Origin of the sequence: Streptomyces sp. NBC_00829 (assembly GCF_045161795.1) — a bacterium.
In the GTDB taxonomy this organism is placed as follows: Bacteria; Actinomycetota; Actinomycetes; order Streptomycetales; family Streptomycetaceae; genus Streptomyces.
On sequence record NZ_CP108867.1, the window covers coordinates 4,698,679 to 4,724,254 of the forward strand.

Below are 25,576 nucleotides of genomic sequence, written 5' to 3' on the forward strand. Positions count from 1 at the left end.
CCCGGGCCATGGAGTGCGGCCGTATCGTTCCCCTCACTCGGCGTGCCTCGGCGGGGTCGGGCCGGATTGCAGATGTACGAAGGGGATCGACTCCCCGGCCCGGCGGAAGCCCTCGATGGAGCCGTCGACGGTGAAGCCCATGAAGCCGCAGAGCCGTTTGGCCAGACGGGGGTGGGCCGTTGCGTACCGGACCATGATCCAGCCGCCCTCCTCGGCGGATACGGAGTGCGCTGTGACGGCGTGATAGCGCCTGCCGACCTGGATCGTGGCCTGGGGAGTGTGGAGCAGGTTCCTGTACCAGTGCGCCGTGGGGCCGAAACCGGAGGCCACGGTCCACGTCCCCTCTCGTGGGTCGTGCTCAACGACTTCGATGACGACCTCGCGGGACGTCCCGGAAACGCGGCCCGCGTGGATGAGCAGAAGCAGGCGCTTACCGAAGAGCGGCCCCAGGCCGATCCGGTACAGGTGCACGGGAAGCCGGGCGACGCTGCGTTTCCAGCCTGTCAGTGCATGAGGCCGGTTCGGTTCGCTGCGCGATGTCATGACTCTTCCTGTCGTGCGCTGTGGTGGGCGGGCGCGTCCGCTTCGGTTCGGGTAACGGGTCGGCGGACACAATGCTTCAGCAGGGAAAGTTTTGCATAGGCTAAAGCTTGCCGAGGAGGGGTAGCGACGACGGGACCGAAGCCTCATTCAGTCCCCGGTTCTTGTCTGCGCTGCGCCGTGCAGGGCCGCCGAGCGGGAGCCGCTCGCACCGCCTGTCACCCCGCAGGAGTTCGCCTTGGCCGAGAAGACATCGCACCGCTTCTCTCTGCTGTACGTCCTGCCGTACGCCGTCATGGCGGTCGTTGCCGCGGTCGACGTCATCGCGGGACCGTCGGTCGGCTTCCTGCCCTTGGTGTCCCTCGGCCCCGCCTTCGCCGGACTTGTCGGCGGGTGGCGGCGCACGGCCTGATCGGAGGGCTCGCCCTCGTTGTGTGTCTGGGGCTCGGGCTGTACGACAACCAACTGTTCGTCGGCCGCCGGGGCTTCTGTGACTGAGCGCTTCATGTGGCGAGTGAGCGCGCGAGTTGGCGACCGGAGTGTCCGGGTGTCGATGGCTCGGGTGAGTTGGCTGGCGTAGTCGTCGGGCATTGGCTTGAGCTGCTGGTAGAACGCTGGCGTCCTGCGCCACACTGTCATCAGCCAGGCGTGAGCTGAGCTGGCCCGGCACGCGGAGTTGTACGTCCGGACGTCTGCGCGAAGCCAACCGTCGCCGCCGCGTCACAAGTCCGATGTGTGGGAGATGGCGCTCCGTAACGGCCGCCCCTCGCGCAGACGTTCCAGGTCTTCGGTGATCTGACGGACCATGCGCGGCACGTTGACCTCCTCGGCCAGGGTGAGCGCCTCGTTGAGCGCTTCGCGGGCGGGGCCGGTGCGCCCGGCTTCGGCCCGTACCTCGCCGAGCAGCAGGAGCATGTGCGCCAGGCCGGCGTGGTCGCTGATGGTGCGGTGGTACGCGACCGAGAACAGCAGGGACTGCTCGGCCTCGTCGTAGCGGCCCAGATCTGCCTGGGCCAGTGCGACATGCCAGTGCACCCAGACGGCTTCCGCCTGCGACTGGGCGAGGGGGAGCGTGTGCTGTGCCACGGCCACCGCCTCCTCGGGGCGCCCGAATTGGCGGTAGGCGTCGATGTAGTGCGCCGACAGCCAGACCAGGTCACCCGCGGTGCCGCTGCTGTTGAACATCGTCTCTGCCGCGGAGTAGCGGTCGAGCGCGTCGTCCGCGCGGCCGAGGTCGCAGAACATGTCCCCGTAGTGTGTCAGCACCCAGCCTTCGAGAGAAGGGTCGCCCATGGTGTGCGCGATCTCCACGGCCCGTTCGTACAGAGCCACGGTCGTCTCCGGGCTGCCGGACTTCCGCCGTGCCTCGGTGAGCTGGATGAGGGCGTTGAGTGCGGCTTCCGGATCCTGCCGGTGGTTCGCGGCATCCACGGCTCCCTGCTCCGTGCTGGCCAGTTCCTCCCATCGGCGCTGGTACCACAGCAGCGGGCGGAGTCCCTCCGCGAGTGCGCCGACGGCCTTCCACGCCCCGGCGTCCCGGGCAGCCGCCAACACTGCCATCACGTTCAGGTCCTCGGCGCCGAACCAGGCCAGCGCGGCCGGGGACGGCCGGTGCGGCGACGAGGGGGGTGCCAGGCTGATGCGGGACGCTTCCACGTACCAGTTCACTATGTTCATGACGGTGCAGTCACGTACCGGCGCGGGGTCCGTCTCTGCCGCCTTCTGGCGGGCGTAGAGGCGCACGAGGTCGTGCATGCGGTAGCGGTCGACATCCTGCGGGGCGGTCTCCAGGAGCTGGGCGTTGAGCAGCCCGGTGATATGGGCATCAGCCGTCGCCACGTCCGCTCCGGTGGCCGCCGCCACCAGGTCCGCGGTGAAGGTCATGCCGGGAACGAGCCCGAGGGCACGGAAGCAGGCGGCAGTGCCGTCCGGCAGGGTTTGATAGCTGATGTCGAGTGAGGCGCGCACTCCGCGTTCCTCATTGTCCAGGTGACTCAAAAGGCGATCCTTGTCCTCAAGGCGCCGCGCCAGGACGCTCAGCGGCCTGCCCTGCATCGCCGGTCCGCTCATCAGCGCCCCGACGAGCCGCAAGGCCAAGGGCAGGCCGCCGACCAGTTCCACGATGCGCAGTGCATTGGCTCTGTCCTCCAGGAGCCCCTCGTCCTCAATGAGCCCAGTGAGTGTGGCCAGCGCCTCGTCGCGCTCCATCGGGCGGAGGGGAACACGCCGTACGCCGTCCAGATTCGGCAGCGATGACCGGCTGGTGATGATGACGGCTGTCGGTCCAGGTTCCTTCGGCAGCAACGCCTCGACCTGGTCCACAGCGGTCGCGTTGTCGATGATCAGCAACGTGGGGCCGACACGGTAGAGCGACTGCAGCAGCTCCTCCCGCTGGCCAGGACTTTGCGGAATCTCGCTCTCCGGGATTCCGAAGGCGTCGAAGATCTGTTGGATCGCGGCGGCGACCGGCACCACGGCCGTCCCCGTACCGCCCAGCTCCACGAAGACGCGGGCGTGGCGGAAGTCGTCGGCCAGGAGATGACCGAGGTGGTTGGCGATCGACGTCTTTCCCACACCGCCCATTCCGTAGACGACGATGATCGTGGAACCGCGTCCGGAGCTGCGCCGGAGCATGCGGCTCAGCCGCGCCAGCTCCGCCTTCCTTCCGCCGAAGTCGGCCAGGAAGCGCTTGAGGTTCGACCGCGCCCCGGAGCCCGGGGCCACGGTGTTGTACGGCCCCTGGGACGTGGGGACCGCAGGCAGCCGTGGCAGAGCGGCGGGGTCCGGCACATCGAGCAGGTCCCATACGCGGGACACACCGTCGACGCCGATCGCGCTCACCCGAGTCACCGGTACGACCGTCAAGGAGGACGGTCCCTCGGGTGTGTGGTGCTCGGTGATCACACCGATGGCGCGGGACGAGGCAGGGGCATCGTGGGCGAACACCAGCGTTCCGGAGATGCCCTGCCACGGGGATCTGCCCGTTCCCGCAGACGCCACCGGCTCCGGTGTCGAGGTGACGCGCAGACCGAGCAGCCCCCGGCGCAGATCCGCTCCCGGCGGGATCACGCCTTCCAGGTGCTCGCTGTCGCGCCTGCGCGGCGTACGACTGCCGACGCCATCGGTCTCCTTGTAGCGGGGGAACCCCACCGCCCAGCATCCGGTGACATTCCGTGTGGCCGTCCGGTCGACCACCGCGAAGCGCACCGGGGCGAAGTCACCCACCGGGAGACCGCCTTCGGCGATCGTCAGCAGCGCGATGTCGTCCTCGGGAGTCTGACCCAGTGCGAGGACCGTCGCTTCGGCCTCGGACTCGTCGAAGAACCGCACGAGCAGCTGTGTGGACTCCCCGGGGCCGACGTTGTGCCCGGCCGTGAGCACAAGCCCGGCCGCCACGAGGTAGCCGGAGCCGACGCTCCACCGCTGCCCTGTCCCCGTCGGGAACCGGCGAAGCACCTCAACTGCCCGTATGGCAAAGGCGTCCGCAGAAACCGTCCCGGTCATCGGCTACGGCTTCTCCGTGCTCGAACGGAACACCTTGACAGACCTGCCGTGGTCGTCGACCGGCGGCTCCAGTGTCACGGTCACCGTCTGCAGCTCCTGGAGGACCTTGCCCTTGTCACCGCCAAGTTCGAGGACCCATAACTTGAGTCCTGCCCTACCGTTCGCCGACCGGGTCACCCCGACCTGGAACTGGAGCTGGATCTGGCCGACAGGAAAATGGATGCCCCCGTCGTCGTTCGTGGACATCGCCGCGAGGATCTCCGCCCGGATCGCCTCGACTACTGCTGCGAGCTCGATCAACTCTGCCGTACCTCCCTGAATCGGTCACATGCGGGTTACCCACGGTCACCGGGCCGATGGGCGGACCGGATCACGCGTCATCCACGCCTGGTCGTACACGGTGAACAGTGCCCATACCTGGACTGGGATCTGCACCAGCACGCGCAGCGCCGCGTACCTCACCCACAGGGCGTGCCCACCGGTACGGAAGAAAGTCAGCGCCGACTCCGCCATCATGAACACGGCAGCCGCCACCGCCGCGTGCGTCAGAGACTCCGCAGTCCACAGCAGGAGCGGAATCACGTACAACAGCGGTGGAACGGCTCCCGTGGCGACATCGAGCGACAGACGGGCTGGCCGCGAGCGCAGCTGCCCCACGAGCCGGGGCAGCTCACGCCAGAAGCTGCGGCTCCAACGCAGTTGCTGCCTCACGTACCTGCCCAGCCGGTCGGGTGCGGTCGTCCATGCCTCCGCCTCGGCGGCGAACCGTGTCCGCAGCCCCGCGCCCAGCAGGAGGCTGGTCAGATAGAGGTCTTCACCGTGGCGGCAGGGAACGCCGAGAAACCGGTGCTCCTGGTAGGCCGGCCACACGGCCTCCAGCGCCGAGCGGCGATACATGGAGAAGGCGCCGGAGCAGCAGAGCACCGCCTCGTCAACCGACTGCCTGGCGCGGTACCCGTCGGCCATCAGGTACTCAAGCGCGCACAGACGGGTGAGGACACCGCCGGTACGACCGTGCAGCACGCCGCTCACCGCGCCCACCTCGGCATCCTCGAAATGCCGTACCAGTGCGGTGACAGCACCAGGGCCGATCCGCGTGTCCGAGTCCACGCACAGCACGAGTGAGCTCCGCCCCAGGACGAACCCGGCGTGCTGGGCACGCCGCTTGCCCCGGTTGTCGGTCAGGCGGACGACGCTCCATCCGGGGCGACCGGCGTTACGTCCGTACACCACGTCGCGTTCGTCGGACCGGGCCGATCCATCATCGACGACGTAGACACGCAGAGGACCCGCGTACTGCGCCGCGGCCACGGCCGACAGGCAGGCGTCGAGCTCGTCGGGTTCCTCATTGTAGGAGGGGATGAGAATGTCGACGGAGGGCCAGGGGCGTGAGCTGTCCTCGGAGCCGGGCCGAAGCCGGACGGGCCGGCAACGGCGCCGCGCGCTTTCCTGCAGCACGCCGACACCGCCGTACGACACGAGCAACAGCACGCAGAACATCGTGAACGTCATAGCCGAGGCCCCCCGTCGCGCGTGATGCCCGCGCCCCACTGCCGGATGACTACGCGGATTCGAGGCTAGAGGACAGCGACGTTGCGCAACAGAGGACGACAATTCGTAGCCGACTTCGGATATCGGGGTATGGGTCCGTCCGCTGCATCGACAACCTGTACGTCCCCCATAGCGACAGCACACCGCAGAGCACGAGCCGTATGTGCGGGACGGCCTGAGCCAACATCAACAACCGGGCAGTACCGGTACCCGGCCCGGCCCGTGCTCAACTCGCCAAATCAAATGCTCAGTCACACGCGTGCTGGCATCGGTGGCCGGGGTGAGCGCCGCCGGGCTGCTGGCCGTGGTCATGCGACAGAGACGGGAGGCCGAGCTCGCCAGTGTGCGCTCGATCGCGGAAGTCGCACAGCGCGTACTGCTGCGGCCGGTACCGCGCAGTGCCGGACATCTGCGCGTGGCCGTCTCATACACCTCGGCGGTCGCCGAAGCACGCATTGGCGGAGACCTGTACGAGGTCGTCGCCTCACCGGACGGGGTCCGGGTGATCGTGGGGGACGTGCAGGGCAAGGGCCTGGAAGCCGTGGAGACCGCAGCCCTCGTGCTCGGCGCCTTCCGCGAGGCCGCACACAACGAACCCGACCTGCGACGGGTCGGGGCACGGATCGAACGGGCGGTGGACAGGGAGCTGCAGGGCGAGAAGTTCGTCACCGCTGTGCTGGCCGAGGTGAGCGGCGACCGAAGCGTCACCCTGCTCAACTACGGCCACCCCGCGCCTGTGGTCGTACGCCCCGACGGCACGGTCCACTTCGCCGCACCACCCCGCAATGCACTGCCGCTCGGCCTCGGCATCCACGGCACGGACGCACCGCGGCCGTACGAGACAGATTTCACGCCCGGCGATCAGCTGCTGCTCTATACCGACGGCGTCACTGAGGCCCGGGACCGCACGAATCGCTTCTATCCCCTCGGTGAGCGAGCCGTCCTGCTCAAAGACCCGGACCCCGAGACAGCTCTTCAGACGCTGCGCCGGGACCTCGTCCAGCACGTCGAAGGCCCCCTCCACGATGATGCGGCCATGCTCCTGCTCCGATACCGAGGGTGGTGACGGAGGTTCTGGTCGGGACATCGGGGTGAAGGCCGAGGCATGGCCGGAGCACGGTAGAAAGGAGGCATGGCCGAGAAAGCGCAGCCCTCACAGGGCATGGATGACGTCGACGCGGTGACCCGTGCGGTGCTGACCGCGTCCCGGCTGCTGGTCGCCGTCTCCGCGCGCTCCCTGGCTGCAGTCGAGGACCGGGTGACGCTGCCCCAGTTCCGGCTGCTGGTGGTGCTGTCCACCCATGGCCCGGCCAAGCTCGTGGAGCTTGCCGACCGCCTCGGCGTCAAACCGTCTACCGCGATGCGCATGGTCGACCGGCTGATCGCTGCCGGCCTGACAGACCGGCAGACCAACCCCGACAACCGCCGTGAAACCGTGCTGCAGCTGACACTCGAGGGCAGCAGGCTCGTCGAGGACGTCACCACCAGGCGCCGACAGGAGATCGCGTCGATCGTGGAGCGTCTCGCCCCCGAACAGCGCGCCACCCTGATCGGTGCGCTGACCGCGTTCACCGAGGCCGGCGGAGAACCGCCCGTACCGGCTGCGGACGGTGGCTTGTACCCGCTGGGCTGGACGGACATGGCCGCGTCGCAGGGCAGTTGAGCCATATTGCGGGCTCGCGTCAGGAACGGGTCCCCTTTCGCTTGCACTGTGCAAAGATGGCGTAATGAGCAGGCTGGGCAGGCTGTCTCTGGAGCGCCGGGATGTCTGGTCGGCACCCGGGATGTCCATGCCGGACAGGAGTCGCTCATGCTCGCCAGGGACTTCGCCAGACCCTGCCACGTCGTCGATCTTCACTGCGATGCCATCGTCGCCGCGCGCATGCTGTGTGCCGGTTCCGAATCCTTCTTGGTCATGGTGGATTCTTCGGGCGAGCCGCATTCCTTCATCCAGGCTCGGGACATCCTCGGACACCTGCTTTCGGACTCCCTGCGAGCAGAGCCAGGGCTGCTCTCTCACGGGGCCGTTCGCGGAAGCCCATGTCGTACGAGCCCTGGCCGGAAAGCGAGTCGGTGACTGGCTCTGCGGGCACGCGGCCGCACTTGCGGTCGTCACGCCGAAGACGCCCCTGACACAGGTCCTGCTGCTCTTGCTGCGGACCGATTCACCCGGGGTCGTAGTGGCTGAACGGGAGGAGGGGGCACCCGGATACACGGCGTCATCAGCGCACAGCTACTCCTGGGGCGTATGGAGCGGACCCTGCTTCAGCCCCTGGGAAGCCGCAATTGAGCCGGGGTCACGGCGCCAATTCCCTGGCACGGTTGTCCGCCCTCGCCGAGCGCCGATGCGCCCGGATCTCGCCGTACGCGACCACCAGTGTCGCCATATTCAGAGGGAAGGCGACGGTTGATGCGATCACCGTGATTCCGGCGGCCCGGGTGAGGCTGGCTGCCAGCGCCGCGCCCAGCAGCGCGGCAGGCAGCAAGCGGCGCCACGTGGGCAGGTCCCGTATGCGCCACACGCGTACGCACAGGATCACGCTGAGCGTCAGGAATGCCACGGCCCAGAGGGCAAGCAGAACAAGGGACAAGGACATCGGCGGATCTCCGAAGCATAGGGAATGGTCGACGGTGAAGCTCCATCCGGTCACGCTCGGAGCGTGCCGCTGAAGCCGCCCGACGCACGGAGAAGCTCGTGCAGCAGGTGGGCCGCTGTGATCACGCCGAGCAGGTGGGTGCCGTCCTTGGCTTTCTCGGCCACGGCGACCAGCGGGCTGCGGACCCGTGCCATGAGCGCGGCCACCTCCAGCGCGGTGTCGTCGGGTTCCGCGATGGGCGGCGGGGACGGGGTGCTGGGGAGGCAGTCGCCGACACTGCGTCCGGCCAGGGCCTGGCACAGGCGGTCGGCGTGCTTCTCGTCGACGACCGCGGCCAGAGTCGGGTCCTCGATCACGTACTCGGGCACCAGGACCTTGACCATCTGGGAGGCGGGCAGGATCGCCTTGGGTTCGCCGCGCTCGTCCAGCACCAGGAGCCCGGGGAGCCGGTGCTCGGCCATCAGCTGGGCCGCCTCCAGTGCGTCGCTGTCGACGGTCACCGATTCGTAGTCAACTGCCAGGTCTCGTGCGCGCACGGCCGGCTCCTCGTCTGCTCGTGATGTCTCTGTTCCCAGCGTCGGTCATTGCCGGGCTCCCGGCGATGACCTTGACGCGACACATACAGCGCGCGTGCCCACCGGCCCTGTTCATTCCCGGCCGTCCCCGGTTCGGTCCGTGAGCCGGTCGACGATGAACGCGGTCAGGACCCCGCCCAGCAGCGCCCACACCGAATGGCGCGGATCGCTTGTGCCGCACGCGAGTGCTGACCCCAGGGCAGCGGCAGAGACGGCACCTGCCACCGCCGCCGTTCTGTTCGTCAGGAACCGCCATTGCTGTCGGGCGGTGCCCGGCCGGCGTATCTCACCGAGTGCGGTGCGGATGACGAGCCCGGCGGCGATGATGCTGCAGGCGAGGGCCGCCTGTGTCCATGTGGTCATCGGTCAGGCCAGGGCGAAGTAGCGCAGCCAGACGTACCCGGCCGAGATCGTCACCGTGACGGCGGTGACGACGAGTCCGTACTTGGTGAACTGCCAGAAGGAGATGGGGGTTCGGTTGCGTTCGGCGATGCCGAGGACGACGACGTTGGCGCTGGCGCCGATCGCGGTGGCGTTGCCGCCGAGGTCCGCGCCGATGGCCAGGGCCCACCACATGACGTGGTTCGTGTCGCCGCCCATCGCCTCGACCAGGTCGCTCGTGATGGGCGCCATGGTGGCGACGTACGGGATGTTGTCGATGATGCCGGACAGCACGGCGGAGGCGCTGAGCAGCAGCATGGAGCCGCCCAGTTCGTTGTCGCCGATGGCGTCGGCGAGGGCGTTGGACACCTCGCCGATGACGCCGGTCTCGATCAACCCGCCGATCATGATGAACAGCCCAGCGAAGAAGGCGAGCGTCGGCCACTCGACCTCGGCCAGCACCTCCCCGGTCTCGGCGGTGGACAGGGCGATGAGCAGGCCGGCGCCCAGCAGCGCGACGACGCTGGGCTCGTAGTGGAGCACCGGGTGCAGGACGAATCCGGCGACGACCAGAGCCAGGACGATCAGGCCCTGGACCAGGAGCCGGGGGTCGCGGATGGCTTCGCGTTCCTCCAGCTCCATCACCTCGGCCGCGCGGTCCTCGCCGTAGACGAAGGACTTGCGGAACAGCCAGCGGCACATGGCGATCAGGACCACGATCAGCAGAGCGGACAGCGGCGCGAGATGGACGAGGAAGTCGTTGAAGGTCAGGCCCGCCCGGCTGGCGATGATGATGTTCGGCGGGTCGCCGACGAGGGTCGACATACCGCCGATGTTGGAGGCCAGGACCTCGGCGATCAGGAACGGGGCGACCGGCAGGGCGAGCCGTTCGCACACCAGCAGGGTGACCGGGGCGACGAGCAGCACGGTGGTGACGTTGTCGAGCAGCGCGGAGGCCACCGCGGTGATCACGATCAGCATGACCATCACCCGGAAGGGCCTGGCCCTGGCTCGCTTCACGGACCAGATGGCCAGGTACTCGAACATGCCGGTCTTCTTCAGCACGCCGACGATCATCATCATGCCCATCAGCAGGAAGATGACGTTCCAGTCGATGCCGCTGTGCTCGGAGTAGAAGGCGGACTCGTCGTCGGTCGCCCTGATCGCCAGCATCAGCCCGGCGCCCCCGAGTGCTGCCGCCACCCGGTGGATCTTCTCGCTGATGATCAGGGCGTACGTGCCGGCGAAGACAACGATCGCGGCCCAGCTCTGCCAGTCGTTCACGATCCTCCGATGAGTCGTTCCAACAGGCGGGCGGCCGTGATGGCGCCCACCAGCCGGGCCTGGTCCCCGTCGCGTTCGATGACGGCGACCAGCGGGGTGTCGGTCCGGGCCATGAGAGCGTGCCGCTGATCGGAGTCGACCACGACCAGCGCGGGCAGCTTGTGCTCGACGAGCAGCTGGGCTGCGTCCACAGCGTTGTCGTCCGTCGAGACGGAGGCGTAGGGCTCCTTGAGGTCAGGCGCGAGCATGGCCGGCCTCCTCGCTGTGGCGAACTTCCGCTGCGTCATTGTCGGCGGGGATGCCCGTCAGGTCCTCGACGTGGAAGAGGCGGGCGATCGGCACGTCCGTGCTGCTGTGGGCGATGATGGAGGCCGCGATGCAGACCGCGATCAGGGTGTACGCCTCCTGACCTTGCGGGATCCCGGACTGCAGCACCAGCAGCCCGTACACCACCGACGCGAAGCCCTTCGGCCCGAACCAGGCCGCGACCAGCTTCTCGCGGCGGTCGAACCGCGTTCCGATGAGCGAGATCAGCAGCGACGCCGGCCGGATGAGCACGATCGCCAGGACCACGGCGACGTACCCGCCGAAGGACAGGTCCCCGAACAGCTGCGGGGTGAGCAGTGCGCCGAAGACCAGCAGGGCCGCGAACTTGGCCAGCTCTGCCAACGCCTCACCGAGCGGCTCGAACGCCGCCTTCGCCTCCGGGGAGGCCGCGGTGAGGACCGCGCCCGCGGAGAAGGCCGCGAGGTAGGGGTTGGCGTGGGTGAGGTGGCACAGCCCGTACAGGATGATCCCGATGGCCAGCGGCAGCAGCGGCTGCAGCTTCGCTTCCGCGCCGAGCAGCCGGAACCGTACGAGGCCCGTGACGAGCAGCGGCAGCACGATGCCGAGGGCGAGGCCGCCTCCCAGCTCCAGGGCGATCTTCCCGAGCGACGCGTGCGCCGGGCCCGCCGTGGGGCCGGCCGCCGCGATGAGAATCAGGACGATCGGCAGGGCGAGGCCGTCGTTGATGCCGCTCTCGACATTGAGCAACTGCCGCAGTTTGGTGGGGACTTCCTTGCGGCCGACGATCGCGGAGGCGAATACCGGGTCGGTGGGCGCGAGTACCGCGCCGACCAGGAACGACGTCGTCCAGTTGAAGCCCACCACGTAGTGCGTGATCAGGGCCATGCCGACAAACGCCAGCGGCATGCCCAGGCCCAGAGCCCGGGCCGGGTTCTTCCAGTTTGCCCGCAGCTTCGGGAAGGAGACGTGCATGCCGTCGGTGAACAGGACCGCGAACAGGGCGAGGTCCGCGGTGACCGCGACGATCTCGCTGTCCGGCGTGATGTGGATCAGGCCGAGAAAGCCGTCACTGACCAGCGCCCCGCCGACGAGGAAGAGCAACGAGGTGGACAGGACGGTACGTGCGGCGAGCCCGGAGAGCAGCACCGCGATGAGCAGTGCGACTCCGAAGACGGCAACGAGCACCATGAGGGTCCCCCGATCGGCAAAGAGAGTTCTCTCGAATTCGCCGACCAGGCTTCCCGGCACACCACGCTGGACTTTACACGTCCCTTACGCGACATTGACAGATCTCCAGCGCGCACCCGCGGCGCCGTCACGTTGCCGGATCCCGGCAGGGATTCTGTGCTGCTCCGTCGCGTGGTTGTCAGGCACGACCGTCCCGCCAAGTCGAGCGCACGACGGATGACCCAGCGCGCTCGGCGTCGCGGCGGTTGAAACGCTCGCACAGGGTCGCCCCGAGAACGAGTCCGTTTCCGCCAATGACGGTCACAGGGACCAGGACCATCCGCAAGAAGTCCGCATCCTCGGAGCGTATTCCGGACAGGGCTGTGACGGGTGGGATCAGCAGGGCCACATACAGGACCAGGGCCGCGATCCCCTTCACCTTGAGTCCGCCAGGGGTGGAATGCCGTCGCATCCACTGCGGCACCCGCCCAGACAGGAATAGCGCAGCCAGTGGCAGCACGATCGCCGACCAGACAGTTATCCACAGCCATGGGAACATTTCCCCTCCAGGGCCGAGTTGGGGACGCGAGCGAGCCGGCCACGCCGATGCAGAGATAGTGCCACCGCCCCCAGCAACCAATCAGTGCCCTGATACGGCAACCCCGCGCTGTCTTGGCTGCCGAGGGCAGATCCTGTTCTTGCCTGCTCTTCCCGCACATGGGCCCCTGCCCGAAGAACATTCCCGTGCCCAGTTGGCGCGCGGCTGGGTTTACGCCGAATCCCAGGTGGCGGGGGTAGGGTGACGGCCCGCGGAGCCTTGACGGGGTGTCAATGCAAGGGCCCGGGCGGACGGTATGCAGCGTGGTGGAAAGGCGACAGGTGACGGTAGGCACGATGGGGGTGCGGCAGTCGCTGTTCACCACGCACCCGGCCCGTACGGTCGTGCTGGCCTTCGCCACCGTGATCCTGGGCGGAACTGTGCTGCTGTCGCTGCCCATTGCGTCCGAGCAGGGGAGCGCGACGGGCTTTGTCACCGCGCTGTTCACCTCCACCTCGGCGGTGTGCGTTACCGGTCTCGTCGTGGTTGACACGGGAACGTATTGGAGCGGGTTCGGCGAGGGCGTGATCCTGGCGCTGATCCAGGTCGGCGGGTTCGGCATCATGGCCCTGGCGTCGCTGCTGGCGCTGCTGATCTCCGGCAAGCTGCGCCTGCGGATGCAGCTCACCGCGCAGGCGGAGACCAAGAGCCTGGGCATCGGTGACGTACGGCGGGTACTGCTCGGTGTCGCGGCGACCACCCTTGCTGTGGAGCTGGCGGTGGGGGCGATTCTCGCGCTGCGCTTCCGGTTCGGTTACGCCAATTCCATCGGTGACGCGGTATACCTCGGGTTCTTTCATGCGGTCTCGGCGTTCAACAACGCCGGGTTCGGACTGCACGCCGACAGCCTGAGCCCCTACGCGCAGGACGCCTGGGTGACGCTCCCCATCTCGGTGGCGGTCATCTTGGGCGGTATCGGCTTTCCGGTTCTGCTGGAACTGCTGCGCCACCGGCACCGGCGGCGTACGACCGGACGGCGCAGGTGGTCCCTGCACGCCAAGCTGACCCTGGTCACCACCGCCGCCCTCCTCCTAGCGGGTGCGGTGCTCACCTGTCTTCTCGAGTGGGACAACCCCGGGACTCTCGGGCCTTTTGACGTCGACGAGAAGCTGCTGAACGGGTTTTTCTACTCCGCGATGAGCCGTACGGCCGGGTTCAACTCCGTCGACATCGGTGCGCTGGACGCATCGACGCTGCTGATGACCTGCATGCTGATGTTCGTCGGGGGCGGCAGCGCGGGTACCACCGGCGGCATCAAGGTAACGACGTTCGCGGTGCTGGCCGCGGCCATACTCGCCGAGGTACGCGGCGAGCCCAGTTCCAGCATCCCGGGACGCCGCCTCGCACCCCACGTCCTGCGGCAGGCGCTGACGGTGGCACTGCTGGGCGTGGGGCTGGTCGTCGCCGGCCACACTCGCGTTGCTGACCGTCACGAAGTCGTCGTTCGAGGCTGTGCTTTTCGAGGCAGTGTCCGCGTTCGGAACCGTCGGCCTGTCCACGGGGATCACCGCCGACTTCACGGTCTCCGGACGGCTGATACTGATCCTGCTGATGTTCGTCGGCCGGCTCGGGCCGGTCACCCTGGTCTCGGCCCTCGCCCTTCGCGAGCGGACCCGCCGCTACCAGCTACCCGAGGAGCGACCTGTCATTGGGTAACTACCTGCGCAATCTGCGCCATCACCGCCGTAAGCGCCTCGCGGACCAGTACGCCCGGCCCGGCCACGACCAACGCGTCGCGGTGATCGGCCTCGGCCGGTTCGGCAGCTCACTGGCCCACGAGCTGACCCGGCGGGGCTGGGACGTCCTGGGCATCGACGCCGACGCCCACCTGGTGCAACAGCACAGCGACACTCTCACCCATGCCGCAGTCGCGGACTGCACCGACCCTGAGGTGCTGCGCCAACTCGGCGTACATGAGTTCTCCCGCGCGGTCGTGGGGATCGGCACCGATATAGAGGCGAGCATACTGATCAGCTCCAACCTGTTGGAGGCGGGCGTTCCCAACATCTGGGCCAAGGCCATCAGCCGCCAGCACGGGCAGATCCTGGAACGGCTCGGCGTGCACCACGTCGTGCTGCCCGAGCACGAGATGGGTGAGCGCGTCGCGCATCTCGTCACGGGTCGCATGCTCGATTTCATCGAGTTCGACGACTACGCCCTCGTCAAGACCGTCGTCCCCGACATCGCCACCGGCGTCCCGCTTGGCCAGAGCCGGGTGCGCAGCAAATACGGCATCACCGTGGTCGGCATCAAGCGACCGGGCCAGGACTTCACCCACGCGACAGCCGAGACCGTGGTCGAAAGGGGCGACGTCATCATCGTCACCGGCAAGACCCAGGCGGTGGAGGCGTTCGCCGAGCTCAGCTGAGACGTACCTCGTCACGGGGCCGGAGGGCGGGCCAGGGGATGGCCTGCCGGCTCTGCGAGAAGCGAGGGCGAACACCGCCAGGAGCCCGTCGGCCGCCCACGCCTCCCCTCAGCTCCAGTTACAGGAGGGCGGGGCCTAACGGCCTCGGGGGAAATTGAGATCTGGGTGTGCTGGCCTGGCGGTTCGGCTGGGGGGTGATCAGCAGGCAGCGTCGCGGACGAGGACGAGCTCGGTGCTCGTCTGTCGGCGGGTGGCCCGCTGGGCGGATCGGTCGGAGACGAGGCCGGCGATCGCGAGGTGGGTCTCGGCGTAGGTGTCGCGCCGTCCGGTGAACCGGCGCAGGGGCGCCCACTGGCGGAGCTCGGCGTTGGTGTGCTCGACGCAGATCCGGGCCGAGGACTGGCGGCGCCTGGCCTCCTGCCAGGCGTACTTGTCGCCGTCGCACGCCTCGTCCGCGGGCTTCTTCGGCGGTGCGCTGACCTGGTCGGGGAACTCCTTGGCCAGCCCCTGGTACCCGGAGTCGACCCGGGCCTTGACCATGGGACGGGTCCGGAACTGCTCGGCGATGCCCTCGGTGCGTAGGGCGGTCTGATCGTGCATGCGGCCCGGCCGGACCGCGCCGGACAGCAGCATGCGGCCCTGGCCGTCGCTGAACGTGGTGGTCTTGATGGTGTTCTGCCTGCGCTTGCCGGAGACGAACGCCCGGCGGCCCGGGCGTCCCGCCTGAGGGCGGCGGACCTGGGTCTCGGCCCCGTCCATCCGCAGCTCGACGCCCTCGGCCTCGGCATAGGCGAAGACGTCCTCCAGGGTCTTCAGCCGCAGTCCCGCCCGGTCGGGTACGGCGAACCCGCGGGCCGCGAGGAGCGGACGGACCTCACGGATGGCCTCGGAGACGGTGGAGCGGTCCACGGCGAAGAGTTCGGCGAGGACCGCGTGCGGCAACTGGTGGCGCAGATGGACCAGGGTGACCAGCAACCGTTCGGAGAAGACCAGCTTCGGCTTGCGCCCAGCCCCTTCCGCCCGCCGGCGCGGGCCACCCCGTGCCGCACGCAACGCGGACTGGCGGGCCGCTTCCCACGGCCTGGCGAGTTCGGCGAACAACTCGCCGAAATGTGCGCGGGAGACACCGGACAGGGCAGGATGGGAACAGACCGCACGGGCCCAGGTCAGCTTCACAACTCACCCAACCCGTGCGGTCCTTCTCATGTCACGGCCCGACCGGGGCGATCACTATTTCCCCCAAGGCCGTAAGGTGAACGAGTGCAGGGCTTCATAGGAGTGGGACAGAGGCGAGTTCGCCCACGCCGGCGCCACCACGGCCGCGCCGATCAACAGCGAATCACTGACCACGTCAGAACGCAGGGCAGCACCCATCTGCGAATCAGCAGACATGAAGGAACGTCTGCCGCATAAGCGGAGATCCCCGCCCGTGGGGCGGGGTCCTGCGGTTCTGGGATGGGCGAATGGGTCAGTGGTTGGCGGTGAGTTCGCCGGTGAGTTTGCCGTGGAGGTCGGCGCTCGGGTTGTTCAGACCGGTGATCTCGACCGTCTTGCCACGTTGGGCGTACTTGGTCTCGATGGCATCCAGGGCGGCCACCGAAGAGGCATCCCAGATGTGCGCGGCGGAGAGGTCGATGACGACTCTCTTCGGGTCGGTGGCGTAGCTGAACTGGCCGACGAGGTCGTTGGAGGAGGCGAAGAACAGCTCGCCGGTGACCCGGTAGACCACGGTGGCTTTGTCGGGGTCGGTGACGGCGGTGACCTCGGCGAGGTGGGCGACGCGCTTGGCGAAGATGACCATGGCGGTGACGGAGCCGACGATGACGCCGACGGCGAGGTTGTGGGTCGCGACCACACAGGCGACGGTGATCACCATGACGGTGATCTCCCCCGCGGGCATCCGCTTGAGGGTCTTCGGGGCGATGGAGTGCCAGTCGAACGTCGCGAACGACACCATGATCATGACAGCGACCAGGGCGGCCATGGGGATGTCGGAGACGACCGGGCCGAAGACGATGCACAGCATCATCAGGAACGCACCCGCCAGGAAGGTCGAGAGGCGGGTCCGGGCGCCGGACACCTTCACGTTGATCATCGTCTGGCCGATCATGGCGCAGCCGCCCATGCCGCCGAAGAAGCCGGTGATGATGTTGGCGATGCCCTGGCCGATGGACTCGCGGGTCTTGTTGGAGTGGGCGTCGGTGATGTCGTCGACCAGCTTCGCGGTCATCAGCGACTCCATCAGGCCGACCAGCGCCATCGCGAACGCGTACGGGGCGATCGTCGCCAGCGTGTCCATCGTGAATGGCACGTCCGGCAGGCCCGGCACCGGCAGGGCCGAGGGCAGGTCGCCCTTGTCGCCTACGGTCGGGACCGCGATGGCCGCGCCGACGGTGATGACGGTAAGGATCACGATGGAGACCAGCGGCGCCGGGATCACCGTGGTGATCCTCGGGAAGAACACCATCAGCGCCAGACCGGCCGTGATCAGCGGGTACACGGCCCACGGCACGTGGGTCATTTCGGGGACCTGCGCCATGAAGATCAGGATGGCGAGCGCGTTGACGAAGCCGACCATCACCGAGCGGGGGATGAACCGCATCAGCTTCGCCACCCCAAGTGCACCGAGGGCGACCTGGAAGACGCCGGCCAGGATGACGGCGGCGATCAGGTAGCCGAGGCCGTGCTCGCGGTTGAGTGGCGCGATCACCAGGGCGACGGCGCCGGTGGCGGCGGAGATCATTGCCCGGCGGCCGCCGACGATCGCGATGGTCACGGCCATGGTGAAGGAGGCGAACAGGCCGATTGCCGGATCCACGCCCGCGATGATCGAGAACGAGATCGCCTCGGGGATCAGCGCCAAGGCGACGACCAGGCCGGCCAGGATCTCAGTACGCCAAACCTTCGGATCGGACAGCCAGTCCGGCTTCAGGCCGCGCAGGCGCGCCGCCGGGGACACAGTGGGTTCAGCAGAAGACAAGGGAACAGAAACCTGTCGTGCTCGGGCAGACCCCATTCGGCAGGCCGGGGGCGTGCGGGAGGACGCGGGAGGCCGGGTCGGCACCCCGCGGACGGCCCCGTGAGCGCGGAGCCGGAAGACCGAGGCGGGACGGAGCAGGCCGACGCGGCCCGACTCACATCCGGGGGCGAAGTGTCACGGCGGACAGGTGTCGGCGCCGGGCGTCATGGGCTCGCGCACGCTTGTCTCCTGCAAGAATCGGATCTTCGCCGGGGGCAACGTCGGCCTCGACACGGCAACGGCGGGGCAGCGGCCGGCCGCCTTCACCATCCGCAACTCTACGTCCTCGCACCTGGCAGCCTCACTACCACGACGGCGGGACCCATCGTCACCCCGGCCGCGGTTGACGACCACCGGACCGTTGGTTTCCCTCTGGGCCATCCCGTGAAGTCGATCAGACGTCGATTGCACCGAGCTGCTGCAGCAGGCCGAGGTCGTCGAAGTTCCACCAGCTCTCCGCAAGCTTGCCGCCCTCGCAGCGGAAGGTGGCGTGGCCGGTCCCCGAGACCTCTCGGCCGGTGGCCCCCATGCCCTGGAACGTGCCCACGTGCCGGCCCTTGAAGGACAGTCGTACGCACACCATGTCACCCTCGGCCATCAAGCCCTCGATCGTGGCCACCGGCTGGAATGCCTCAAGAATCTCCCGGTTCTCGGCCTTGGCCTGCGCGAGCCCCAGGTCGTACGACGATAGCGACGGGTCGTGCTCCCGGTAGTCGGCGGTACACATCGCGTCCACCGCGTCGATGTTCCTCGCGTTGACCACGTCCTCGAAGAAGCTGCGGACCACGATCTTGGGACCACCCCACCTGGTTCGTGATCGAGGCGATCGAGCAGCTCCACCTCGAGCCCTCAGCCGCCCGGCCCCTGCGTTTAAAGCGCCCGGCGCGCCGATTCTGCGGAAAGGCCCGAAGCCGATTCCCCCGGATCATCTCGCTGACCAGATGAAGATGCCCGCGATGTGGAGGCCGGCTTTGAGGATGGTGGCGGTCTTCTCGTAGCGGGTGGCCAGGCCGCGCCAGGGGAATCCGACCTCGCCGTCGGCAAAGCTCTGGGCTGCAATGATGCGCTGAGCGTTCCGAGAAAGAGGGCGGAGCGTTTTCGGCGGCATCCGCAGGATGGCTCTGACCTGGGCTTTTGAGGTTTGCCGCAAGCCCCACGGAGGCGGCTGCGGGACAGTGTAGCGGGTGGGAGATCCATCCCCGCTGGGGTTATCGGCCGTCCGTGGGTGGTACACGGATCTTGACTCCGTCCCGCCCCCCGCATAGCGTCGCCGACGTACTGAGCAGCGCCTGGAGAGGGTCGATCGTGCCGCACCCCGATCCGTCCGTGTGGCCCGCCGAGCGCTCGGCCCTATGTCCCGAGCGTGTCCTCGTCGCTCCGGGCGCTCCCTTCGCCGTCGTGCGCGGGGAGGACGGCGGGCTGCTGTACGCCAACGGGCCGCGGACCCTGCGGGAGTTCGTCGAGGTCGCCTGGGGCTACGGCGACCGGCCGTTCCTGGTGGCCGAGAGCCGGAGTCTGACGTACGGGGAGTTCTTCGCCGAGGCGTGTTCGCTCGCCCGGCGGCTCGTCGAGGTGTACGGACTGTCCCGGGGTGACCGGGTCGTCGTCGGGATGCGGAATCACCCCGAGTGGCAAGTCGCCTTCTGGGCCGCCCAGTTGGCGGGACTCGTGGCCGTCCCGCTCAATGCCTGGTGGGCCGAGGACGAGGTCGCGTACGCGCTCGACGACTGCACGCCGAAACTGCTCCTCGTCGACGGGGAGCGGGTGCCGCGCGTGCGGGCCTGGGCGCGGCGGAACAGGGTGCCCGGGATCGTGTTCCACGGGGAGGCGGAGGCGGGGTTCGAGGTGTACGAGCCCGTCGCCGACCCCGCCGTCGCGCCGCCGCTGGTCGACGTGCGGGCCGAGGACGACGCGACGATCATGTACACCTCCGGGACCACGGGGCGGCCGAAGGGCGCCGTCGCCACGCATCTCGCGCAGGCCGGGGCCGCGTTGCATCCGCGGTTCCATGCAAGTGCCGCCGCCCTTGCGCGCGGGGCCACGCCCGGGCTGGGGCCGTCTCCCGTGGTGCTGATGACCTTTCCGTTCTTCCATGTGGCCGCGTTCACCACGCTGTACTCGATGATGGGCGTCGGCGGCTCGCTCGTACTGATGCGCACATGGGACGCCGAGAAGGCCCTCGCGCTCATCGAGAAGCACCACGTCACCCACTACTCCGGCGTGCCGACCACCGCGCTCCAACTGCTGGAGGGCGCCGGGCGCGCCGGGGCGGAGCTGGAGACGCTCACTCACCTCAACACCGGCGGTGCCGCCGCGCCGCCCGGGCTCGTCGCGCGGCTGACCGCGCGCTACGGGCACCGGATCGAGCCGCGCAGCGGCTACGGACTCACCGAGACCAGCGGGGGCGTGCTCGCCAACTACGGCGATGCCTACCGTGAGAACCCCGGAAGCGTGGGCCGGCCCTCGCCCGCCACCGAAGTGCGGATCTCCGGGCCGGACGGTGGTGAGGTGGCCGAGGGGCAGGTCGGAGAGCTGTGGCTGCGCGGGCAGTCGCTGGTGCGCGGGTACTGGAACGATCCGGAGGCGACCGCTGCCGCGTTCCAGGACGGCTGGTTCAGAACCGGTGACCTCGCGACCGTGCACGACGGGCGGGTCAGCATCGTCGACCGGCTCGCGGACATGGTCGTCCGCGGCGGCGAGAACGTGTACTGCGTCGAGGTGGAGGCGGTCCTGCACGACCACCCGCAGGTCGCCGACGCCGCTGTGCTCGGAGTCCCGCACCCGTTGCTCGGCGAGGAGGTCGCGGCCGTCGTGCAGCTGCACCCCGGCGCCGCCGTGACGGTGGAGGAGCTGCGGGCGCACGTCGGCGAGTCGCTGGCCGCCTTCAAGGTGCCCGCCCATGTCGTCGTCCGGGACGAGCCCATCCCCCGCAATCCGACCGGGAAGATCCTCAAGCGGGAGCTGCGCGGTCCGGTTCAGGAGCAGCTCGGTGGGGGAGCGGCCCGGCAGCCGAGGAGCACGGCAGCGGGGGAGCAACTCAGGAACGCGTGATGCGCACCTTGTAGGTGCCGCGCTCCTCGTGGATCACGGATATGCGGACGCCGTACTTCTCGTCGACGAAGGTCTGGCCAGGCCGGTACGGGGCGTCCGACAGCTCCGCGTGAACATTGGGGCGCCGGGTGCAGCCTCCGCTGTCCTCCAGGCTGTCCGCGACCGTCACCGGTCCCTGGCCCGTGTCCACGTCGGACTTCACGCGGTAGATCAGCACGCCCGGGTTGCACACGGCCTCGTCGTTGCCCGCGCGGGTCCGTACCTCCACCGCGTACCCCGAGTCCTCGCTCAGCGGCACGATCGCCATCTTCGCTCCGCCGGTGGTTGCGAGCGGCGTCAGGGCGTACTCCGTGGTGCCGGGCGCGGACGCGCAGCCGATCTGGTCGGAGTCCAGCCAGCCCAGCTTCCATTTGTGCCAGCCGAGCAGGTCGTTGTTGGCCCCCCAGTCCTCGGACATGATGTCCCAGTGGCCGACGGCGCCGCCGCCTTCCGCGGTGTAGAGGTCGGGCAGGCCGAAGACATGGCCGTTCTCGTGGGGGAGGACGCGGTAGCCCGTCTCGGCGTACGAGCCGGAGCCGTCGTCCTGGCGGCTGTAGACGAAGGACGTGTTGGCGAGCGGCACGCCGTCGGCGAAGGGGGCGTCGGCGTTGCCCGAGAATGTCACCGACAGCACGGTGTCCAGCGCCGAGGGCCCGGCGTTCGGCGTGACCAGTATGTTGACCAGGTCGTACGCGCTGAAGTCCACCCTCGCGTCGGCCTCGGCCACAATGTCCTGCACGAGCTGGCGGTAGCCCGGCTCGTAGGTCGAGCCGCGCTCTATCCCGTACGCGGCGAAGGGCATCGGCATCCGCAGCCAGTCGGTTATCGGCGCGTGCGGGCGGTAGGTGAGGCGTCCGTACGAACTGGTCCGGAACCAGTTCGCCGTCTGCGGGAAGAACTCCGCGAGCCGGTCGAGCGCCCGACCGGGACCCGGCGCGTCCGGGAAGTCGATCATCAGGTTGAGAGCGCTGATCTCGCCGGTGGAACGGGAGTAGCCGGGCGGGGTCGGCATGCCTTCCGACATCTGCACGCCGAGGGACGAGGCGATGCGGCAGGGCCCGAGGCCCGATTCGTCGGCGGCGGCGATCGGTCCCGCCGAGGCGCGGGTGGGGGCGGGAAGCGTGGCGCTCGCGGTGGTGAGGGCGGCGAGTGCGAGAGCCGCGACGGTGGCCAGGGTGCCGAGACGCCGGTGCCTGCCCTTGTGCCCGGCTCCGCCCGCTCTCGCCGCCCCGCGTATGCCGCCTGTCCCGTCCGTCCTCTTGGTCCCGCCCGTCCTGCCGGTTCTGCCGGTTCTGCGTATCCGGTGGCGCCTCGACTGCATGCCATCGCCTTCGGGTCCGCGGCAGCAGGCCGGACCCTGGCTGCGCTCTGTGCGATCAGCCTGTGACGGGTGGTGTGGGGGCGCGCGCCGGGTGAGCCGATCGTGGGAATTTCGCCTGACACTGCATGTGTGACGCAGGTCACATCAAGCTGGGGAAATAACCGGGGAGCGTCTCCCCGTTTGACCTCGTGTCCCCGCGAAACGGGGACAGGCTCCCCGCTTACGCAGTGATAGGTGAGTGATACGGGCAGCGACGAGCAGTGACCGGACTTGAGAGCAGCAACCCGACCCGAAAGGAAGTGGAGCCGTGAGCCCCGCCGACACCGAAGCGCGCCGCGTCACCCGGCCGCGGGCCGACGCCCTGCGGAACCGGGAGCGGATCGTGACGGCGGCGCGCGAGACCTTCGTGGAGTTCGGCCCCGACGTCCCGCTCGACGAGATCGCCCGCCGCGCCGGCGTCGGCAACGCCACGCTCTACCGCCACTTCCCCGACCGCGAGACCCTCATCCATGAGGTGGTCCTCTTCGTTCTCGCCCGCACGACGGAGCGGGCGCACGAGGCGGCAGCCGAGGAGGCGGACGCGTTCGAGGCGCTGCGGCGCTTCACCCACGCGGCCGCCGACGAACGGATCGGGGCGCTGTGTCCGCTGCTGTCCGGTGCGTTCGACAAGGACTTTCCCGATCTGACCCAGGAGCGGACGCGCCTCGAAGCGGCGGTCGAAGGCCTTTTCGCCCGCGCCCATGAGCAGGGCCGTCTGCGCCCCGATGTCGCCGTCGGGGACCTGCTGGTCGCCCTCTCCCAGCTCACCCGGCCGCTGCCGGGCGCCGCGTGCCTGAACGCCGACCGGTTCACCCACCGCCATCTGCAGCTGTTCCTCGACGGTCTCGAAGCGCCCGCGCGCTCCGAACTGCCGGGCGCGGCCGCCACCTTGGAGGACTTGCGCAGCGATTAATCCAGTTGGCTTCGCGGGTCCTTCCTACAACTCTTTGACCACGTCCGTTTTGACCTCTCCGCACCCCTAGGTGGCTCTTCCCATGTCAAAAACAGCCGGTAAGCCCGATATATCGCTATCGCTTCCGGACCCCAGCCGCTGGAAAGCGCTGGTGTTCATCGCCCTCGCCCAGCTGATGGTGGTGCTCGACGCGACGATCGTGAACATCGCGCTCCCCACCGCCCAGCAGGACCTGGGTATCTCTGACGGCAACCGCCAATGGGTCATCACGGCCTACGCGCTCGCCTTCGGCGGACTGCTCCTCTTCGGTGGCCGTATAGCCGACCTGTGGGGCCGCAAGCGCACCTTCGTCGTCGGTCTCCTCGGATTCGCCGCGGCCTCGGCCCTCGGCGGCGCGGCCACCGGCCAGGCCATGCTCCTCGGCTCGCGCGCACTTCAGGGTGCGTTCGGCGCGCTGCTCGCGCCCGCCGCGCTCTCCCTGCTCGCGGTGATGTTCACCGACGCCAAGGAGCGCGCCAAGGCTTTCGGTATCTATGGTGCGATCGCCGGTGGCGGTGGCGCCGTCGGTCTCATCCTCGGCGGCTTCCTCACCGAGTACCTGAACTGGCGCTGGACCTTCTTCGTCAACATTCCCTTCGCGATCGTCGCCGCGGCGGGCGCGTACTTCGTGATCCGTGAGCCGCAGGGCACGCGCAACCGCTCCTCGCTCGACATCCCCGGCGTCGTCCTGTCGACGCTCGGCCTGGTGGCGCTGGTCTACGGCTTCACCCGCGCCGAGTCCGCCGGCTGGTCCGACAGCCTGACCGTGGGCATGTTCATCGCCTCCGCCGTGCTGCTCGCCGCGTTCGTCGTCACCGAGGCGAAGGTCAGGTCCCCGCTGCTGCCGCTGCGTGTGCTGACCGAGCGCAACCGCGGTGGTGTCTACCTCTCGCTGGGCCTCGCCATCATCGCGATGTTCGGACTCTTCCTCTTCCTGACCTTCTACCTCCAGATCGTGAAGGGGTACTCCCCGGTCAAGACCGGGTTCGCCTTCCTGCCGATGATCGCGGGCATGATCACGGGCTCGACCCAGATCGGCGCCCGGCTGATGACCCGTGTCGCGCCGCGGCTGCTGATGGGACCGGGCTTCCTGGTCGCGTCGATCGGCATGCTGATGCTGACCCAGCTGGAGATCGGCAGCTCGTACGCCGCGCTGATCCTGCCGGCGCAGCTGCTGCTGGGCCTGGGCATGGGTACGGCCTTCATGCCGGCGATGTCGCTCGCCACCCACGGTGTGCGCCCGGAGGACGCCGGTGTGGCCTCCGCGATGGTGAACACCTCCCAGCAGGTCGGCGGCGCCATCGGTACGGCGCTGCTGAACACGATCGCGGCTTCGGCCACGACCTCGTACATCACCTCGCACGCCGCCGGCGCGACCGACCCGAAGATGCTCCAGCTCCAGGGCATGGTGCACGGGTTCTCGTCCGCCATCTGGTGGGCGGTCGGGATCCTGGTGGCCTCGGCCGCGATCGCGTTCACGCTGATCAACACCGGGCGTCCGGGGGCCGGTTCGGTCACCGCGGGCTCGGGTGACGGTGCCGAGGACGAGATCAAGGTTCCCGTCGTCGCGCACTGACGTGAGCTGAGAGGTCATTGAGCGGACATGGTCCCACCCGGGGTGAACCCGGGTGGGGCCTTCGGCATGTCCGGCCCCGGCACGCGTCGCCCGGCAGAACGCTGCCCGGGGCCTTCGGCATGTCCGGCCCCGGCACGCGTCGCCCGGCAGAACGCTGCCCGAGGCCGTGCGCCGCCCGGATCTGCGCCGAGCGGGGGGTCAGCGCAGCCAGGGGAGGTCCGCGCCCGAGTCCTGAGGCTGGAGACCCTCGGCCATGATCCGCATGATCTCGCCGAGCTGCCCGACCTGTTCGGGCGTGAGCCGGTCGAACAACGCCTGGCGTACGGCCTCGACATGCCCCGGCGCGGTCCGCCGCAGGATCTCGTGGCCTTCGTCCGTCAGTACCGCGTTCTGGCCGCGCTTGTCCGAGGGGCAGTCCTCGCGGCGGACCCAGCCGTTCTTCTCCAGGCGCGCGATGGCGTGCGAGAGCCGGGAGCGGGTGATCTTGGCGTCGATGGCCAGTTCCGTCATGCGCATCCGGCGGTGTGGGGCCTGGGCGAGCTGGACGAGCAGACCGTAGTAGATGTGCGGCATACCGGCGTCACGCTGGAGCTGGCGGTCGAGATGGTCTTCGAAGAGGGTGGTGGCATGGAGATAGGCGCGCCAGACGCGCTGTTCGTCCTCGCTGAGCCAGCGAGGCTCGGGGCCGCCCCCGCCAGTGGATGCCGTGTTCATATGTCCCACTCT

Annotated in this window: 22 protein-coding genes and 3 pseudogenes; 9 read left to right on the plus strand and 16 right to left on the minus strand. The window is 68.8% G+C overall.

Going from position 1 to position 25,576, the window contains the following annotated elements:
- Positions 1–33 precede the first annotated feature (33 nt).
- The gene (locus OG293_RS20750) at positions 34–543 is read right to left on the minus strand and encodes a nitroreductase family deazaflavin-dependent oxidoreductase (protein ID WP_406000278.1); all 510 of its coding nucleotides are present in this window, start codon (positions 541–543) and stop codon (positions 34–36) included.
- 292 nt (positions 544–835) lie between these two features.
- Here OG293_RS20750 and OG293_RS20755 point away from each other — a divergent pair.
- Positions 836–1,029, plus strand: a pseudogene (locus tag OG293_RS20755) (hypothetical protein); the annotation flags it as partial.
- A 231-nt stretch (positions 1,030–1,260) separates the two neighbouring features.
- On the opposite strand, the gene OG293_RS20760 reads toward OG293_RS20755, so the two are convergent.
- Genes OG293_RS20760 through OG293_RS20770 form a run of 3 tightly spaced genes read right to left on the minus strand, consistent with a single transcriptional unit; the run spans position 1,261 to position 5,556 of the window.
- Positions 1,261–4,044 (minus strand): tetratricopeptide repeat protein, encoded by a 2,784-nt coding sequence (locus OG293_RS20760; protein ID WP_406000279.1) that lies wholly within the window; start codon positions 4,042–4,044, stop codon positions 1,261–1,263.
- Positions 4,045–4,047: 3 nt separating this feature from the next.
- On the minus strand, positions 4,048–4,344 hold the full coding sequence (locus tag OG293_RS20765; protein WP_406000280.1) for a trypco2 family protein: 297 nt from the start codon (positions 4,342–4,344) through the stop codon (positions 4,048–4,050).
- Positions 4,345–4,389: 45 nt separating this feature from the next.
- Positions 4,390–5,556 (minus strand): glycosyltransferase, encoded by a 1,167-nt coding sequence (locus OG293_RS20770; RefSeq protein ID WP_406000281.1) that lies wholly within the window; start codon positions 5,554–5,556, stop codon positions 4,390–4,392.
- A 301-nt stretch (positions 5,557–5,857) separates the two neighbouring features.
- Here OG293_RS20770 and OG293_RS20775 point away from each other — a divergent pair.
- Both OG293_RS20775 and OG293_RS20780 read left to right on the plus strand, forming a co-directional pair.
- Positions 5,858–6,661: pseudogene (locus tag OG293_RS20775) on the plus strand (PP2C family protein-serine/threonine phosphatase); the annotation flags it as partial.
- A gap of 66 nt (positions 6,662–6,727) precedes the next feature.
- Positions 6,728–7,258: a MarR family winged helix-turn-helix transcriptional regulator gene (locus tag OG293_RS20780; protein WP_406000282.1), complete on the plus strand. Its 531-nt coding sequence runs from the start codon at positions 6,728–6,730 to the stop codon at positions 7,256–7,258.
- A gap of 634 nt (positions 7,259–7,892) precedes the next feature.
- Here the strand turns inward: OG293_RS20780 and OG293_RS20785 are convergent.
- The 6 genes from OG293_RS20785 to OG293_RS20810 all read right to left on the minus strand — a co-directional run bounded on the left by OG293_RS20785 (position 7,893) and on the right by OG293_RS20810 (position 11,908).
- Positions 7,893–8,246, minus strand: a complete 354-nt coding sequence (locus OG293_RS20785) for a hypothetical protein (protein ID WP_406000283.1) — start codon at positions 8,244–8,246, stop codon at positions 7,893–7,895.
- A complete protein-coding gene (locus OG293_RS20790; protein ID WP_406000284.1) occupies positions 8,243–8,728 on the minus strand; it encodes a CBS domain-containing protein in 486 nt (161 codons plus the stop codon). Before OG293_RS20790 ends, OG293_RS20785 begins: the two co-directional genes overlap by 4 nt.
- A 111-nt stretch (positions 8,729–8,839) precedes the next feature.
- The gene (locus tag OG293_RS20795; protein ID WP_406000285.1) at positions 8,840–9,130 is read right to left on the minus strand and encodes a hypothetical protein; all 291 of its coding nucleotides are present in this window, start codon (positions 9,128–9,130) and stop codon (positions 8,840–8,842) included.
- A 3-nt stretch (positions 9,131–9,133) separates the two neighbouring features.
- Positions 9,134–10,432, minus strand: coding sequence for an SLC13 family permease (locus OG293_RS20800; RefSeq protein WP_406000286.1), 1,299 nt, complete (start codon positions 10,430–10,432; stop codon positions 9,134–9,136).
- Complete coding sequence (locus tag OG293_RS20805) at positions 10,429–10,680, minus strand: CBS domain-containing protein (RefSeq protein ID WP_406000287.1); 252 nt, start codon at positions 10,678–10,680, stop codon at positions 10,429–10,431. Before OG293_RS20805 ends, OG293_RS20800 begins: the two co-directional genes overlap by 4 nt.
- A complete protein-coding gene (locus OG293_RS20810) occupies positions 10,667–11,908 on the minus strand; it encodes a cation:proton antiporter (protein WP_406000288.1) in 1,242 nt (413 codons plus the stop codon). The genes OG293_RS20805 and OG293_RS20810 overlap by 14 nt, the downstream gene beginning before the upstream one ends.
- Before the next feature lie 873 nt (positions 11,909–12,781).
- On the opposite strand from OG293_RS20810, the pseudogene OG293_RS20815 reads away from it, so the two are divergent.
- From OG293_RS20815 to OG293_RS20825, 3 genes and pseudogenes are all read left to right on the plus strand, one after another.
- Positions 12,782–13,810 (plus strand): annotated as a pseudogene (locus tag OG293_RS20815) (potassium transporter TrkG); the annotation flags it as partial.
- Positions 13,811–13,952: 142 nt separating this feature from the next.
- Positions 13,953–14,141 (plus strand): potassium transporter TrkG, encoded by a 189-nt coding sequence (locus tag OG293_RS20820; RefSeq protein WP_406003657.1) that lies wholly within the window; start codon positions 13,953–13,955, stop codon positions 14,139–14,141.
- On the plus strand, positions 14,134–14,853 hold the full coding sequence (locus OG293_RS20825) for a potassium channel family protein (RefSeq protein ID WP_406000289.1): 720 nt from the start codon (positions 14,134–14,136) through the stop codon (positions 14,851–14,853). Before OG293_RS20820 ends, OG293_RS20825 begins: the two co-directional genes overlap by 8 nt.
- A 198-nt stretch (positions 14,854–15,051) precedes the next feature.
- Here the strand turns inward: OG293_RS20825 and OG293_RS20830 are convergent, their stop codons facing one another.
- The 4 genes from OG293_RS20830 to OG293_RS20845 form a co-directional block, all read right to left on the minus strand.
- Complete coding sequence (locus OG293_RS20830) at positions 15,052–16,029, minus strand: transposase family protein (protein ID WP_406000290.1); 978 nt, start codon at positions 16,027–16,029, stop codon at positions 15,052–15,054.
- Between the two features lie 292 nt (positions 16,030–16,321).
- Positions 16,322–17,812, minus strand: a complete 1,491-nt coding sequence (locus OG293_RS20835; RefSeq protein ID WP_406003658.1) for a SulP family inorganic anion transporter — start codon at positions 17,810–17,812, stop codon at positions 16,322–16,324.
- A gap of 454 nt (positions 17,813–18,266) precedes the next feature.
- A complete protein-coding gene (locus OG293_RS20840) occupies positions 18,267–18,659 on the minus strand; it encodes an ester cyclase (protein ID WP_406000291.1) in 393 nt (130 codons plus the stop codon).
- A gap of 138 nt (positions 18,660–18,797) precedes the next feature.
- Entirely contained in the window at positions 18,798–18,980 is a 183-nt protein-coding gene (locus OG293_RS20845) for a hypothetical protein (RefSeq protein ID WP_406000292.1), read from the minus strand.
- Positions 18,981–19,177: 197 nt separating this feature from the next.
- On the opposite strand from OG293_RS20845, the gene OG293_RS20850 reads away from it, so the two are divergent.
- The gene (locus tag OG293_RS20850) at positions 19,178–20,923 is read left to right on the plus strand and encodes a class I adenylate-forming enzyme family protein (protein WP_406000293.1); all 1,746 of its coding nucleotides are present in this window, start codon (positions 19,178–19,180) and stop codon (positions 20,921–20,923) included.
- Here the strand turns inward: OG293_RS20850 and OG293_RS20855 are convergent.
- Positions 20,910–22,283 carry a M6 family metalloprotease domain-containing protein gene (locus OG293_RS20855; RefSeq protein WP_406000294.1) on the minus strand — a complete coding sequence of 458 codons (1,374 nt, stop codon included), beginning with the start codon at positions 22,281–22,283 and terminating at the stop codon, positions 20,910–20,912. The two genes, OG293_RS20850 and OG293_RS20855, sit on opposite strands and share 14 nt — an antisense overlap.
- A 307-nt stretch (positions 22,284–22,590) precedes the next feature.
- On the opposite strand from OG293_RS20855, the gene OG293_RS20860 reads away from it, so the two are divergent.
- Entirely contained in the window at positions 22,591–23,235 is a 645-nt protein-coding gene (locus OG293_RS20860; RefSeq protein ID WP_406000295.1) for a TetR/AcrR family transcriptional regulator, read from the plus strand.
- 82 nt (positions 23,236–23,317) lie between these two features.
- Positions 23,318–24,850, plus strand: a complete 1,533-nt coding sequence (locus OG293_RS20865) for an MFS transporter (protein WP_406000296.1) — start codon at positions 23,318–23,320, stop codon at positions 24,848–24,850.
- A gap of 198 nt (positions 24,851–25,048) precedes the next feature.
- On the opposite strand, the gene OG293_RS20870 is transcribed toward OG293_RS20865, so the two are convergent.
- Positions 25,049–25,573, minus strand: coding sequence for a MarR family winged helix-turn-helix transcriptional regulator (locus OG293_RS20870; RefSeq protein WP_406000297.1), 525 nt, complete (start codon positions 25,571–25,573; stop codon positions 25,049–25,051).
- Positions 25,574–25,576: the final 3 nt, after the last annotated feature.